10 protein-coding genes are annotated in these 15,885 nt (G+C 46.8%); 9 read left to right on the forward strand and 1 reads right to left on the reverse strand.

Features of this window, described 5'->3' with window-relative positions; translation table 11 throughout:
* The first annotated feature begins 92 nt into the window (after positions 1-92).
* The 9 genes from yfcC to RHEIN_RS19365 all read left to right on the forward strand — a co-directional run bounded on the left by yfcC (position 93) and on the right by RHEIN_RS19365 (position 14,638).
* Positions 93-1,574: a putative basic amino acid antiporter YfcC gene (gene yfcC, locus RHEIN_RS19325; protein WP_008900671.1), complete on the forward strand. Its 1,482-nt coding sequence runs from the start codon at positions 93-95 to the stop codon at positions 1,572-1,574.
* Between the two features lie 9 nt (positions 1,575-1,583).
* Positions 1,584-2,765: a beta-aspartyl-peptidase gene (iadA, locus tag RHEIN_RS19330; RefSeq protein ID WP_008900672.1), complete on the forward strand. Its 1,182-nt coding sequence runs from the start codon at positions 1,584-1,586 to the stop codon at positions 2,763-2,765.
* Positions 2,766-3,034: 269 nt separating this feature from the next.
* On the forward strand, positions 3,035-3,961 hold the full coding sequence (gene folE2 / locus RHEIN_RS19335) for a GTP cyclohydrolase FolE2 (protein ID WP_008900673.1): 927 nt from the start codon (positions 3,035-3,037) through the stop codon (positions 3,959-3,961).
* A gap of 459 nt (positions 3,962-4,420) precedes the next feature.
* Complete coding sequence (gene gltB / locus RHEIN_RS19340; protein ID WP_008900674.1) at positions 4,421-8,887, forward strand: glutamate synthase large subunit; 4,467 nt, start codon at positions 4,421-4,423, stop codon at positions 8,885-8,887.
* 11 nt (positions 8,888-8,898) lie between these two features.
* Positions 8,899-10,311, forward strand: coding sequence for an FAD-dependent oxidoreductase (locus tag RHEIN_RS19345; RefSeq protein WP_008900675.1), 1,413 nt, complete (start codon positions 8,899-8,901; stop codon positions 10,309-10,311).
* 248 nt (positions 10,312-10,559) lie between these two features.
* Entirely contained in the window at positions 10,560-12,467 is a 1,908-nt protein-coding gene (locus RHEIN_RS19350) for a propionyl-CoA synthetase (RefSeq protein ID WP_008900676.1), read from the forward strand.
* Positions 12,468-12,526: 59 nt separating this feature from the next.
* Positions 12,527-13,555 carry a DUF2804 domain-containing protein gene (locus RHEIN_RS19355; RefSeq protein ID WP_008900677.1) on the forward strand — a complete coding sequence of 343 codons (1,029 nt, stop codon included), beginning with the start codon at positions 12,527-12,529 and terminating at the stop codon, positions 13,553-13,555.
* 78 nt (positions 13,556-13,633) lie between these two features.
* Entirely contained in the window at positions 13,634-13,885 is a 252-nt protein-coding gene (locus tag RHEIN_RS19360) for a TIGR03643 family protein (RefSeq protein WP_237704468.1), read from the forward strand.
* A 21-nt stretch (positions 13,886-13,906) separates the two neighbouring features.
* A complete protein-coding gene (locus RHEIN_RS19365; protein ID WP_008900679.1) occupies positions 13,907-14,638 on the forward strand; it encodes a cupin domain-containing protein in 732 nt (243 codons plus the stop codon).
* Here the strand turns inward: RHEIN_RS19365 and RHEIN_RS19370 are convergent.
* The gene (locus RHEIN_RS19370) at positions 14,635-15,696 is read right to left on the reverse strand and encodes an alpha/beta hydrolase family protein (protein WP_008900680.1); all 1,062 of its coding nucleotides are present in this window, start codon (positions 15,694-15,696) and stop codon (positions 14,635-14,637) included. The genes RHEIN_RS19365 and RHEIN_RS19370 overlap by 4 nt on opposite strands.
* Between the last annotated feature and the right edge of the window lie 189 nt (positions 15,697-15,885).

Below are 15,885 nucleotides of genomic sequence, written 5' to 3' on the forward strand. Positions count from 1 at the left end.
CGCGACAATGGCCCACAGGCCTTAGAACGCCATGGATGGCGGCGAATAATTAGCCGGGCTTTTAGCCCGGCTGCATTTAACAGGTAAATCTCATGCAAGTTACAAGCAAAAAACCGGTCAGCATGCCGGACGCTTTTGTCATACTTTTTTTTGTGATGATAGCGGCAGCTATTGCATCTCACCTTATTCCGGCTGGTTACTTTCAGATGTTACCGGAAACAGTAAATGCAGCAGGTGAAACGGTTAAAGCACGTATTGACCCAAATAGTTTTCAACTGGCGGCTGAACAAAATAAAGCAGTGCCTTTGTTTGGCGAAGGAGGTGAAGTTGGCTTTCTGAACTATGCCTTTGAGGGTATGGTTTCAGGCGACAAAATGGGCGCAGCTATAGGGGTTATTGCCTTTATTCTGCTGACAGGTGGTGCCTTTGGCATCATTATGAAAACGGGAGCTGTGAATAATGGCATTCTGGCTTTAATAGCAAAAACCAAAGACATAGACTTTTTGTTTATACCTTTGATGTTTTTTCTGTTTTCTTTAGGTGGTGCTGTCTTTGGCATGGGTGAAGAAGCCATCGCCTTTTGTATCGTTTTATTACCTTTAATGCTGGCTTTAGGTTACGACGCTATTACCACTGTACTGGTTACTTATATAGCGACCCAAATTGGTTTTGCCACCTCCTGGATGAACCCATTCAGTGTGTCTATAGCTCAGGGTATAGCTGGATTGCCCCCTATGTCAGGGGCTGATTATCGTATTGCGCTTTGGGCAGTGTTCACCTTGTTTGGCATTATTTTTACCATGCGTTATGCCGCGAAAATTAAAAAGAACCCCGAACTTTCTGTCAGCTTTGCTTCAGATCAAAAACTGCGGGCTGTGCAGCAGGAACAACAAAGCAGTAGCTTCGGTACCTTAGACGCCGCTATTTTATTGCTCTTTGTTGCAGGCATTATCTGGGTAATTTGGGGTGTAGTAGCCAGGGGATATTATATTCCTGAAATTGCCACTCAGTTTTTTGCATTGGGTGTCGCCACAGCCATATTGGCTGTAATTGGCAAACGACTGACGGTGAACGAATCAGCTGATGCCTTTAAACACGGCGCAGCTGAGTTATTACCTGCCGCCATGATAGTAGGTATGGCCAAAGGCATAGTGCTGCTTTTAGGGGGAGACGATGCAACAGAACCTTCAATACTTAATACTTTACTGCATTATGCCGGCAGTAGCTTTGATGGTTTTTCAGCTTATGTTTCTGCCTGGTTTATGTTGATTTTCCAATCGGTATTTAACTTCTTTGTCACCTCAGGTTCAGGTCAGGCTGCTTTAACTATGCCTCTGGTCGCCCCTTTGGCCGATTTAGTGGGTGTATCTCGGCAGATTGCCGTTTTGGCCTTTCAACTGGGTGATGGTTTAACCAACTGCATAGTGCCTACATCAGCTTCTTTAATTGGTTGTTTAGGGGTAGTGCGGGTTGACTGGATGTTATGGGCAAAGTTTGCCTGGCGCTTGCAGCTTTGGCTTTTTGCGCTTGCAAGTACAGCAATACTGGTAGCAGTAGCCATTGGATATCAATAAGGACATAAAATGAGCACAGTAAAACTATTTAAAAATGCCCATCTGATAAGCCCTGTGGATTTGGGCACAATGGATCTTTTAGTAGCAGGTTCACAGATCGCAGCTTTGCAGCCTGGTTTTGATACCGGCAGCAGTAATTTGCCCATCGAAGTGATTGATGCCAGCGATTGCTATTTAGTGCCGGGTTTTGTTGATTCTTTAGTGCATTTTATTGGTGGTGGCGGTGAAGGTGGTTTTGCCAGCCGCACTCCTGAAATGCAGCTAACAGATGCCACTTTAGGCGGAGTCACCACAGCCATTGGCGTTTTGGGCACTGACGCCACCACCAGAACTTTAACTAATCTGCTGGCCAAAGCTCATGCGTTGGAAACTGAAGGTATCAGTACTTATTGCCATACAGGTTCTTACGAAATTCCATGCCGGACTTTAATGGGCTCCATCACAGACGACCTGATCCTGATCGACAAATTTATTGGAGTAGGCGAAATAGCCATCAGCGATTTCCGTTCTTCTCAGCCCACTAAAGACGAAATTCGTAAAGTGGCAGCTGCGGCTAAAGTGGGTGGCATTTTATCAGGCAAAGCTGGCCTGGTCAGTGTGCATGTAGGGAGCGGAGATTCTTTATTACAGCCGCTATGGCAAGCAGTTGAAGGTACAGAGCTTAAACTGTCACAGTTCTACCCTACTCATATTAACCGCAATGAAGCTGTATTTCAGGCCGGTCTTGAGTTTGCTAAGGCGGGTGGTGTTATTGATTTTACCACCAGCACCACCAGCTACGACTTACAACATGGCGAAGTAGCAGCTGCAGCAGCTTTAGCCAGAGCTTTAGAGGCAGGTATTCCGGCCATGAATCTGACATTAAGCTCAGATGGCAATGCCAGTTTGCCTGTCTATAACGACCATGGAGAATTAGTTGGGCTTGAGGTAGGTCAGGTACAAACTTTATATCAGGTCGCCCGCCAGGCAGTGCTTGAATACCGGGTCTCTTTACCTGATGCCATCACTGCTATTACTGCAGCACCAGCAGCAGTATTGGGGTTGAAGCAAAAAGGCCGTATTGCAGCAGGAATGGACGCAGACTTAGTGCTTTTGCATAAAAGTGATTTGACCATCCGTGATGTTTTTGCCAAAGGCCGTCAATTGGTGAAAGACGGCAAGGCGCTGGTAAAAGGTACTTTTGAAAAGTAAAAGCCTCCGTTAAGAGTTGATTTTCCATTCCATCATCCCAATTTAGCGAATATCCGACAGATTTAGTCGGGTATTCGCTTTTTTCGCTTAAGCTATTCGAAAAAAATCAGCTTATAGAGCACATATTTTATACCGGCCCACGCAGCAAAATATGGTATAAAGTGCGCCAAATTTTCAGCAAGGTTTTCTATACAACCAACGAAATGATGCTACGGCTTCAGGAACGGCGGAGACAGAAAATCTTGCATTTGACGGACATTGGAGTATTCATGCCGACCACTATGCCAGATGTAGCTAACCATTCTTCCGCCACCACTGAAGGTGTATTGGATTGGGTTGGCATGAGCCATATTGAACTGCCACTGATGTTTAGTGTGGCAGGCGAAGCACCACGCCAGGTCAGCGCCAAAGTTGAAGCTTTTGTGAACTTAAAAGATCCAAAGGCCAAAGGCATTCATATGTCGCGGCTTTATCTGTTATTGGATCAGCTGTCGATTGAATCCAGTTTAAGTTTTGCCACATTAAGCGAACTGCTGCACGAATTTATCAGCAGTCACGAAGACTTAAGTACTCATGCTTTTGTAAAGTTTGATTTCGAATTGCATTTACGCCGTAAAGCTTTAATCACAGAAAAACAAGGCTGGAAAGCCTACCCTGTGACTATCACTGGCCAGTTAAAAGACGGAAAATTAGGTGTAGAGATGAAGGTGAACGTACCTTACTCTTCCACTTGCCCTTGCTCTGCAGCTTTAGCCCGTCAGCTTATTCAGGAAGCTTTTGTCGCTAAGTTTGCCGGTCACCAGCAAGTGAGTGCTGAACTGGTAAAAGACTGGTTAGGCACCACTCAGGGCATAGTAGCAACACCACACAGTCAGCGCTCCATCGCTGAAATAAAAGTACAGCTGAATAATAAAGTGGCTGACTTCCCTGTGATAGCTTTAATAGACGCTATTGAAGATGCTTTGCAAACGCCGGTTCAGGCTGCAGTTAAACGCGCTGACGAACAAGAGTTTGCCCGCTTAAACGGTCAAAACCTGATGTTTTGCGAAGATGCAGCCCGTCGTTTAAAACACGCCCTGAACCAATTGTCTGAATTTGATGATTTCTGGCTGCGGGTAAACCACTATGAATCTCTGCATGCGCATGACGCAGTTGCAGTGACAGTCAAAGGTGTTTCAAACGGCTATCACGCATAAGTTCCGCATAAAAATATAGTGTAAATTACAAAAAAAGGTCGCATCAGCGGCCTTTTTTTTCGCCCTTTTGCCTTGAAATCAGTAAAAACCACTTCTTTCTGTAATTTTATTACAAATCAGTCTGTTCAGTGCCTCAGATAAAATAGTAGAACAAATGCGCCAGACTGGTCTTGCAATTTCCGCCTGAACTGGGTATATCTAACTGGTTATTTATGGATAGACGTCTAAACGCCATAAAAACAACTATGCGGACCACCTAACTGACTGAAAGCAGAGCTGTTGTTTTCTTTCAGGGATAAAAACGCCACTTACAAGAATAATAATTCAATAAACTAACATTTTTACCCAGTTAAATTGATATTGCAGCGCGATAACGAGTGATAAAACGTCGTCAACAAAGCTGCAGCTTCAGAAACTAAGGGTATATTTATTTTTCAGGACAGGTTTGGAGGAAGAGTCATGGCGTTGTATCACCACAGTCAGGCAAGAGAGAACTGTGGCTTTGGTCTGATCGCTCATTTAGAAGGCGTCGCCAGCCACCGTATTGTGCGCACTGCAATCAGCGGTTTAGACCGCATGCAGCACAGAGGTGGAATTTCAGCGGATGGGAAAACAGGTGATGGTTGTGGCCTGTTAATGCAAAAACCAGATAGTTTTTTCCGTGCAATTGCAGAGGAGAAAGGCTGGGTTTTGGGCAAAAAGTATGGGGTGGGCATCTTCTTCTTTAGTCAGGATCCGGTGAAGGCCGAACTGGCTCGCGCTATTATTGAACAGGAAATTACCCGTGAGACACTGACTCTGGTCGGTTGGCGTGATATGCCAACGGATACCTCTGTGCTGGGTGATTTAGCTCTCACTTCTATGCCACAAATTAAGCAGGCTTTTGTCAGTGCCCAGCCAGGCTGGAATGAACACGATTTAGAGCGTCGCCTTTATATGGTCAGACGCCGTATCGAAAAGCAGCTGACCAATGATGCGGATTTTTATATCCCAAGTTTTTCTTGTCTGGTGACCGTATTTAAAGGCCTGATGATGCCGGCAGATTTGCCGCGTTTTTATCTGGACTTGGCAGACGTTCGGATGGAAACCGCCATTTGCGTATTCCACCAGCGTTTCTCTACTAACACTATGCCACGTTGGGCTTTGGCTCAGCCATTCCGCTTTTTAGCGCATAACGGCGAAATTAATACCATTACAGGCAACAGACAATGGGCCCGCGCCCGTCAATACAAGTTTTCGTCGCCTTTATTACCTGACTTGCCCACTGCTGCTCCTTTTGTCAGCCAGTCGGGGTCAGATTCCAGCTCTTTAGATAATATGCTGGAAGTGCTGCTGGCCGGTGGTATGGATTTATTCCGTGCTATGCGTTTGCTGGTACCACCAGCATGGCAAGGCAATAAGGTGATGGACGATAACTTAAAGGCCTTCTACGAGTTTAACTCCATGCATATGGAGCCCTGGGATGGTCCTGCCGGTATAGTCATGACCAATGGTCAGCATGTGGCCTGTAACTTAGATCGTAACGGCTTACGCCCTGCCCGCTTTGTTATTACCAAAGATAAGTTAATCACGCTGGCTTCTGAAGTTGGCATCTGGGATTACACACCTGATGAAGTGCAGGAAAAAGGCCGCGTTGGCCCGGGCGAAATGCTGGCTGTGGATACGCAGACAGGAAAAATCTGGCGCTCAGAAGAAATTGACCAGGATTTAATGGTTCGCCACCCCTACCGTCAATGGTTGTCAGCTAACGTACAACGTTTAGTGCCTTACGAGCAGTTTGAAACTGACTTAATAGGCAAACGAGTCTTCACTGACGATCAGATGATGGTATTCCATAAGCTGTTTAATTACAGCTATGAAGAAATTGAACAAGTGGTTTCTGTGCTGGCAAAAGACGGTCAGGAAGCTGTAGGTTCTATGGGTGACGATACGCCAATGGCTGTGTTGTCGCAAAAAACCCGTACTTTCTACGACTATTTCCGTCAGTTGTTTGCTCAGGTGACTAACCCGCCAATAGATCCATTACGTGAAGCTCATGTGATGTCGCTGGCAACCAGCATAGGCCGTGAACACAACGTATTTAGTGAAACAGCAGGTTATGCCCGCCGTATTCAGTTTGAATCGCCTGTGATGATGTACAGCGATTTAAAACAGCTAAAAGCGGCAGACGAGAAATACTACAAACACCATATTATTTCCCTGAACTTCGACCCAAATGACGAAGATATGGAAAGCGCTGTTCGCCGTGTATGCGCTGAAGCTGTGCGTGTGGTGCGTGAAGATAAAGTGGTGCTGGTGATCTTAACAGACCGTCGCATAGAACAAGGTTTTATCCCTATTCCGGCCGCAATGGCTGTGGGTGCAGTACATCACGCTTTAGTGGATAACCAGCTGCGCTGCGACTCGAACATTATTATCGAAACTGCAACCACCCGTGACCCACATCACTTTGCAGTATTGGTAGGTTTAGGCGCTACAGGTATTTACCCATTCCTGGCTTACGAGACTATCGAACAGCTGGTGGAAAAAGGCAGCATCAATTTAACTGCCCGTCAGGCCGTACTGAATTACCGTAAAGGCATTAACAAAGGCCTGTACAAAATCATGTCAAAAATGGGTATTTCGACAGTGGCCAGTTATCGCTGTTCGAACCTTTTTGAAGCTGTGGGTATTAACCAGAACGTGATGAAGCTGTGTTTCCCTGATTTACCTTCGCGTATTCAGGGTGCCGACTTTGCCGACTTCCAGCAAGACGTGCAAATCCGCGCTAACAGTGCCTGGTTAAAACGTAAACCACTGAATCACGGTGGCCAGCTGAAGTATGTGCATGATGGCGAATACCACGCTTATAACCCTGATGTAGTGCAAAGCCTGCAAAAAGCGGTGCGCAGTGGCAAATATGCCGATTACAAAGTCTATTCCGACTTCGTTAATCAGCGCCCTGTAGCGCATTTACGCGACTTATTTTGCTTAAACAAAGCCAATGCCACTCCTGTCGCTTTAGATCAGGTGCAGGCTGCTGAGCAGCTCTATCCGCGTTTTGACAGCGCCGCTATGTCTATTGGTGCTTTAAGCCCTGAAGCTCATGAAGCTTTAGCTATAGCAATGAACCGTTTAGGTGGCCGTTCTAACTCAGGTGAAGGTGGTGAAGATCCACGCCGTTTTGGTACTGAGAAAAACAGCAAAATTAAGCAGGTGGCTTCAGGTCGTTTTGGTGTTACACCTCATTACCTGGTGAATGCTGAAGTCATTCAGATCAAAGTAGCCCAGGGTGCTAAGCCGGGTGAAGGCGGTCAGTTGCCTGGTGAAAAAGTCACAGCTGAAATTGCGCGCCTGCGTTATTCAGTACCTGGTGTGACACTGATTTCACCACCGCCGCATCACGATATTTATTCAATTGAAGATTTGGCTCAGCTGATATTTGACTTAAAACAAGTCAACCCTGAAGCGCTTATTTCAGTGAAATTAGTTTCAGAACCTGGTGTCGGTACTATAGCTACTGGTGTGGCTAAAGCTTATGCCGATTTAATTACCGTATCAGGTTATGACGGTGGCACAGGCGCAAGCCCGCTGACGTCAGTTAAATACGCTGGTTCTCCATGGGAGCTGGGTTTAGCTGAAGTGCATCAGGCCCTGGTTGAAAACGGTTTACGTGACCGGGTTCGGCTGCAGGTGGACGGTGGCTTAAAAACCGGTTTAGACGTCGTCAAAGCCGCTATTTTAGGCGCTGAAAGCTTTGGTTTTGGTACTGGCCCTATGGTGGCTTTAGGCTGCAAATTCTTACGTATTTGTCACCTGAATAACTGCGCCACAGGTGTTGCTACTCAGGATGAGACCTTACGCCGCGATCACTTTAACGGTTTGCCAGAAATGGTAATGAACTACTTTAAGTTCTTATCCCATGAAGTGCGTGAGCTGATGGCTGAACTGGGTGTCACTTCGCTTGAACAGTTAATTGGTCGTACTGATTTATTGTCTGTGCGCGAAGGCCAAACGCAGAAACAACTGAAGTTAGATTTGAGCCCGATTTTATTGGCCTCTGGTGTTAAATCAGATAAATCCTTGTTCTGCGTACAAAACAACGACCCGTTCGACGATGGCGCCTTAAACCAGGAACTGGTGAAACGTTGCTCTGAAATGGTTGTGCATAAAACCGGTGGCCGCTTAACAGTGCCTATCCGCAATACAGACCGCTCAGTAGGTGCTGCATTGTCTGGTTTTATTGCCCGTCATCATGGCAATCAGGGCATGGCTACCGACCCTATTGTGATTAACTGCATAGGTACTGCAGGCCAGAGCTTTGGGGTCTGGAACGCCGGTGGTTTACATTTATCCCTGCAAGGTGATGCCAACGACTATGTAGGTAAAGGCATGACAGGTGGCCAAATTGCCATATTCCCGCCTAAGGGAGTCAGCTACGCCAAAGACGACGCCACTATTGCAGGTAACACCTGTTTATACGGTGCAACAGGTGGCCGTTTCTATGCTGCTGGCCGTGCTGGTGAGCGTTTTGCCGTGCGTAACTCAGGCGCCATAGTGGTTGTAGAAGGCACAGGCGATAACTGCTGTGAATATATGACAGGTGGTGTGGTGATGGTTTTAGGTCAGACCGGCGTGAACTTTGGTGCCGGTATGACAGGCGGTTTTGCTTATTTATTAGATGAACAGGATGACTTATGCCTGCGGGTGAACCCTGAACTGGTGGAAGCGCTGGATGTCAGCACACCAATTTTACAGGAGCACTTACGTAGCTTGTTGCATCAACACGTTGAGGCTACCGGAAGCGAAAAAGCGCACCGGATCCTGACGAATTTCAACAACTACTTAAGCAAGTTCAAACTGGTTAAACCCAAAACAAGTGACGTCAACACCTTGCTTGGTCACCGCGCACGCTCTTCTGATGAGCTGCGGGTTCAGGCGATGTAAGGGAGGCAACTATGGCACAGAATGTTTATCAATTTATCGACGTAAAGCGGGTTGACCCACCAAAGAAGTCACACCGTGAGCGGACCATTGAGTTCGTAGAAATTTATCAGCCTATGACAGACACTCAGGCCTCAGGTCAGGCCGACCGTTGTCTGGACTGTGGTAACCCTTACTGTGAATGGAAATGCCCTGTGCATAACTATATTCCGCAGTGGCTGAAGCTGGCGAACGAAGGCAAGATTATTGAAGCGGCTGAATTGTCGCATAAAACCAATAGCTTACCTGAAGTTTGCGGCCGGGTTTGCCCGCAGGATCGTTTATGCGAAGGCGCCTGTACCATCAACGAAGGTTTTGGTGCAGTCACCATAGGTTCTATTGAAAAGTACATTAACGACAAAGCCTTTGAAATGGGCTGGCGGCCGGATTTATCAGCTGTGGTGAAAACCAATCTGAAAGTCGCGGTAATAGGCGCAGGCCCAGCTGGTTTAGCCTGTGCTGACGTGCTTATTCGTAATGGCGTTACCCCTGTGGTATTTGACCGTTATCCGGAAATTGGTGGCTTATTAACCTTTGGTATTCCGCCTTTTAAACTGGAAAAAGACGTACTGAAATTACGCCGTGAAATCTTCACTGCTATGGGCATAGAGTTCCGCTTAAATACTACTGTGGGTGTGGATGTCAGCTTTGACGGCCTGCTGCAGGAATACGATTCAGTCTTTCTGGCCTTAGGTACTTACACCCCAATGCAAGGTGGTTTGGTTAACGAAAAAGCAGCTGGTGTGTACGAAGCCTTGCCTTATCTGATTGGTAATATCAACCATCTGATGGGTTGGCAGACAGAACACCAGTATGTGAACCTTGCCGGTAAAAAAGTAGTGGTATTAGGCGGTGGTGACACCTCAATGGACTGCGTGCGTACCGCTATTCGTCAGGGCGCCAGCAAAGTCACATTGGCCTATAGACGCGACGAAGCCAGCATGCCAGGTTCACGTAAAGAAGTACAAAATGCCCGTGAAGAAGGCGTGGAATTTATGTTTAACCTGCAGCCACTTGGCATCAAGTTAAACGACGAAGGCCATGCCTGTGGTATTGAAGTAGTGACTACTGCTATGGGTGCAGCCGATGCCAAAGGCCGTCGTAATGCCGAAGCAGTGCCAGGTTCTGAGCAGGTATTAGAAGCGGACGCTGTGATTGTCGCTTTTGGCTTCCAGCCTAGCCCACCTCAGTGGTTAAAAGATATGGGTGTAGAGCTCGACGACAAAGGCCGCGTAGTGGCCAGCGAAAAAAGCACCTACCCACTTCAGACCAACCAGCAAAAGATCTTCGCAGGTGGCGATATGGTTTTAGGTTCAGACCTGGTAGTCACAGCCATAGCCCAGGGCCGTAAGGCGGCTGAGGGGATATTGGATTACCTTCAAGTCTGATTTTATATCGGGTTTACTGTAGGGGCGGTTGACGGGCAGGGACAAGCCCAGCCCCTACAGTACCCGCCTGTCTCGCCAATGTATCAATAAAGGGCATCAGCTAACACTGGTGCCTTTTTGTTTTCTGTTTGTCTGGACTACACCTAAAGTCTATGCACCTTAAGTCTAAGTTCGCTTTGCATCATAGTTAGCTAAAGTAAGCAGATAACAAAAGCACAGCGATAACTAAAAACTGACAGGGTACCTCTATGACGTCAACCACATCGCTTTATCAGCAGCATAGCGAGCTCGCAAAAACAGATCCAGAGCAGTTCTGGGCTTTGCAGGCCAACAAACTGGCCTGGTATCAAAAGCCGACCAGCATGTTAAAAAAGCTGGATGATCATCATTACCAATGGTTTAGCGATGGTGTAATGAACACTTGTTATATGGCGCTGGATCATCAGATTGAACAAGGCCGTGGCAATCAAACAGCTTTGATTTATGACTCTCCCGTTACCGGCACCAGCAAAAAATACAGCTACCAACAGCTCTGGGACCAGGTGGCGCTTTTTGCTGGTGTGCTCAAAGCCAATGGCCTGGAAAAAGGTGATCGGGTGGTGATTTATATGCCGATGATCCCAGAAGCAGCCATAGCTATGCTGGCAGTGGCTCGTTTAGGCGCAGTGCATTCTGTGGTTTTTGGTGGTTTCTCTTCACATGAGCTGGCGATGCGTATCGATGATGCAGAGCCAAAACTCATTATCAGCGCTTCCTGTGGTATTGAAATTAACCGCATTATTGCCTACAAACCTCTGCTGGACGAAGCCTTGCAAAAAGCCAGTCACAAGGTAAGTGGCAGCATTGTGTATCAACGTCAGCATCAGCCCTGTGAATTAGTGGCGGGCCGGGATCTGGACTGGCAACAACAAATGCTACTGGCAGAACCTGCTGCCTGCGTGCCAGTGCTTGCTACAGATCCGCTTTATATTCTGTATACCTCAGGCACCACAGGTAAACCCAAAGGGGTTGTGCGGGACAATGGCGGCCATGCAGTGGCTTTACATTACAGTATGCAGGCTGTGTACGACACCAAACCAGGCGATGTATTCTGGGCAGCTTCAGATGTGGGCTGGGTGGTTGGTCATTCTTATATTGTGTATGCCCCCCTGCTCGCTGGTTGCACTACAGTTTTGTACGAAGGCAAACCTGTATTTACGCCAGATGCCAGTGCTTTTTGGCGGGTCTGTGCCGAACATAAAGTGAATGTATTGTTTGCGGCTCCCACCGCCTTTCGGGCTATTCGAAAAGAAGATCCGCAAGCTGCGCTTCAAACTTATGATTTATCTGCACTGAAGTATATTTTTATGGCAGGCGAACGACTTGACCCTGCTACTTACCATTGGGTGGTCGATAAAATTGGCAAACCAGTGATCGATCATTGGTGGCAAACTGAAACAGGCTGGCCTATCAGCGCCAATCCGGCTGGGCTTGAATTAATGAACGCCAAAGCAGGTTCATCCACAGTACCAGTGCCGGGTTTTAAGGTAGAAATTCTGGATGAAAGTGGCTTGCCTGTACCTGCCAATCAACAAGGTTATATAGCGCTTAAGCTGCCGTTACCTCCTGGCTGCTTAAGCAGTATCTGGGGCAATGACGAACGTTTTGTGGATGGTTATTTATCAACCTTCCCAGGTTATTACGCCAGTGGCGATGGCGGTTATATAGACGAAGACGGCTATTTATTTGTTATGGGCCGCACTGACGATGTGATTAACGTAGCAGGCCACCGTTTATCCACAGGTGAAATGGAGCAAATAGTTGCCAGCCACCCTGCCGTCGCCGAATGTTGTGTGATAGGTATTTATGAGGCCATTAAAGGCCAGCAACCTTTGGCTATGGTGCTGGTGAAAAATGGTGTGGATATAAGTGAAAACCAACTGGAAGCCGAATTGATCGCTATGGTGCGACAGGAAATAGGTGCTTTGGCTTGTTTTAAAAAAGCCATTATAGTCCAGCGTTTACCTAAAACCCGCTCAGGCAAAATATTGCGTAAATTGCTAAGGCAAATAGCCACTGGCAGCGACTATACAGTGCCATCGACTATAGACGACCCGGCCTGTTTACCTGAGCTGGCAGAGCTTATGCAGCAAAAGGATTTAATTGGCGGTAACTAAGTCAACACGTCCTAACTACTTTGCAGTAAAGTAAAACAAAGTGTTTACTAAGAAGCCTTATGAGCAGTTATCAGCCAGTACTTGCCAAAGCACCGACCCAACTTATTCAAGCCAATGGCCAACCAGCCTTTGGCTTGTTTGACGGTTCCGTTGTGGATTTTAATGTGCAGGATTTTGTTTATCAAAACCTGATGGATAACAAAGCCAGCGCCCTCGCCCGCTATTTTAACTATAAACAGTTTCAGTTTATTTGTGTCACAGGTTCAGACTGGTTGCTGGCTGTAGCTATTGCTGATATTCGGTATGCCAATTCTGGTTTTGCTTATTTGTATCGTTTTGACACAAAGCAGGCTGTTAGCAAAGGCTTATTATTGCCTGGTGCTTTGGGCTGCCAAATGAGTGATTCACCTTCTGCTGGCGAAGCTAAACAACAGTTTGGCGCTTATCAAGTGGCCATAAAAACCAGCGCCACAAACTGGCAATTAAGTATCGACACCAACGAGTTAAAAGTTGATTTAAGCATAGAAAAAGCCGAGCAAATGCCTTTGGCTTTATGCGCACCTACGGGCTACAACGGTTTTACTTACACCGAAAAATCCAATGCTTTAAAGGTATCAGGCCAGCTTGAACTTCAGGGCAACCCATTAGATTTAACTAATGCTTTAGCTGGTTATGATTTCTCGGCAGGTTTTATGCGCCGCCAAACCAGTTGGCGCTGGGCCAGTATCAACGCCATGGTTGAAGGCAAAGCTTTTGGTTTGAATATGGCGGCTGGTGTCAATGAAACCGGGCTTTGTGAAAATGCGCTTTGGTTTGATGGCCACATTCAGCATCTAAGCCCTGCGTCTTTTGTGTTTGATCGCAAAGACAATACTAAGGCGTGGCAAGTCAGCAGTCTTTGCGGCGAAGTTCAGCTTGAATTTACACCTTTGTATTGCCGTCAGGAGAAGGTCAATATAGCTTTACTTGCCAGTAACTTCCGCCAGTATGTTGGGCTTTATAGCGGGTTTGTATTGCTTCAAAACGGCACGAGATTAGAACTGGACGCGGTAAAAGGGCTGGCAGAAGATCATTATGCCAAGTGGTAACTTAGCGATTTACTAATGGTCCGACAGACAAAAAATAACGTATTCAGTTGCCTGTCCAACATATCAAGTACATACATAGTGAACACTTATAGCCCTGAAGACTTATCCCGTATTATTGAAATGGCATGGGAAGACAGAACACCTTTTGAAGCCATAGAAAACTTATATGGCTTAAACCAGCACCAGCTGATTGATTTGATGCGTAAAGAGCTAAAACGCAGCGGATTTGAATTATGGCGTAAACGCACAACAGGCCGCACTACTAAACATTTAAAGTTACGGTCGCCGGAAATTAATCGTGGTTACTGCCCTACTCAGTACAAGAGATAGTCAGTACAAGAGATAAACAGTATGACTTTATTACCCTGGGCTCAAATGAGCAGTGAAATAAATACTGATTTGAGTCGGCGTATTGTGCAAACGCCAGAGCAAGCACTCTGGTATGAGTCTCCAGCCAAAGATATTCACAGAAGACCTTTCGACAGAATGGGCGCAGAAGTGGCCAAAGCCACCAGCATAGTGCGCTATTTGCCCGGCAGTCAGTTTGCCGCACATCAGCATGGCGGTGGCGAAGAAATTCTGGTGCTTGAAGGCACCTTTTCTGATGAACATGGCGATTACCCTCCAGGTACTTACTTACGTAATCCCCCCGGCACTTCACACGCACCTTTTTCCAAAGAGGGTTGCTTATTACTGGTGAAGCTGTGGCAATTTAGCCAAGGTGATACAGAACAACTTTGTATCCGACCAGAGCAACAGCACTGGCAGCCAGGTTTAGTACCGGGCTTACAGGTACTGCCGTTGCATCAGTTCGACGGCATCAACACGGCCTTAGTGCGCTGGGCACCCAATACCAACTTTCAGCCTCATGTGCATGCTGGTGGCGAAGAAATTTACGTACTCGAAGGTGTGTTTCAGGACGAGTTTGGCAGCTACCCCAAAGGCAGTTGGTTACGCAGCCCTGGCTTAAGCAAGCACCAGCCTTTTACTGGTGTTGAAGGCGCATTGATTTATGTCAAAGTGGGGCATTTAGGGGCACAATTGTTGGGTGACCACATCAGCGCCCCCCAAGCAAACACTTAATTCACCACAGCCACTAAATCTGAGCGAATAAAATCAGATAACACAGCCTGATGTTGTTGCGCCCACAGGCTCATAGCACGGCCATCTCCTGTGGTGACTTGTTCGATAAAGGCGCTGGATAAGGCCTGTGTGGCGGCTTTGATCACTTGCTGCTGTGGCGCTATGTCTTCACTGCGGCGCCAGCCTGAGAAAATATTGTGGCTGCCTGAGCTGAACACTGCCAGTACTTTGTAACTGCTGGCCATAGCGTAATACAGCTCAAATCGGTCTGCCGGAGATGAGTAATAACCCGGTACCTTAATTTCATCTTCAGTGGTGGTGATATGCAAAGTGGGGATAGTCACTGCTGCCAGCACTTGATCCAGAGGTTGGTCGTTATAAAAAGGCGGGGCTGAAATTAAAATGGCGGCTTTAATCCTGTCATCTTTCAGGCTGACTAATTCGCCGTTTTGCTCCACCTGTGCACCACTTAACAACATAGAGGTATTAGCGCCGTAAGAATGACCTGCCATCATAATATTCTGCTGATCAAAATCTGCTGCGTGTTCAGAGGCAAGAATTTTATCCAAAGCAAACTTCACATCTTGTACCCGGGCTAAAGCTTCGCTTGCATCCGCTGCATCCATTAAACGCAAAGGTAATAACAGCCTGTTACCACGCCATACTTTGCGGTCACTGCCGTCGTGTTGCACATGCAAACTGGCATACCCCTGACTGGCCCAGTACTGACCTAAATAGGCGTACCGTTCTTTCGAGCCGCCTAAACCATGGGAAAATACGATTAATGCTTTGGCTTTTTTCTGATGAGCAGGTTTAAACAACAAAGCAGGTACAACCCGCTCCCTGCTTTGATCCAGCCAATCAAAACTGATTTCGTCGACATTCAGCGATAAGCTTTGAGCAACTTCAGTGGAATGCAGCACAGAAGGTAAATTTAATTGCTGCTGCCAAACCACAGAAGTTAAGGCCTGTTTTTGCGAACAGCCACTTAAAGACATCAGCAGAAGTCCTGTTAATGCAGCTAAGCCTAAAGCTTTTATCCCGGTCACAGTTCGCATATAAATCCTCTTTACTCATAATCTGACAGCACTTGCCAGCCTGACTGAATACGGACAGAACTGAATAAGGATCTGTCCCTTGCAATCAATCTGTGACGCAAGTATCGGCCTTGCTTGCTCAATTAAAAAGCAATAAAAATTGATAAGGCTGTTCAATAAATTCGAACAGAGTTTTTAGGTGTAGAAATT

This window comes from Rheinheimera sp. A13L, assembly GCF_000217935.1.
Taxonomy (GTDB): Bacteria; Pseudomonadota; Gammaproteobacteria; order Enterobacterales; family Alteromonadaceae; genus Pararheinheimera.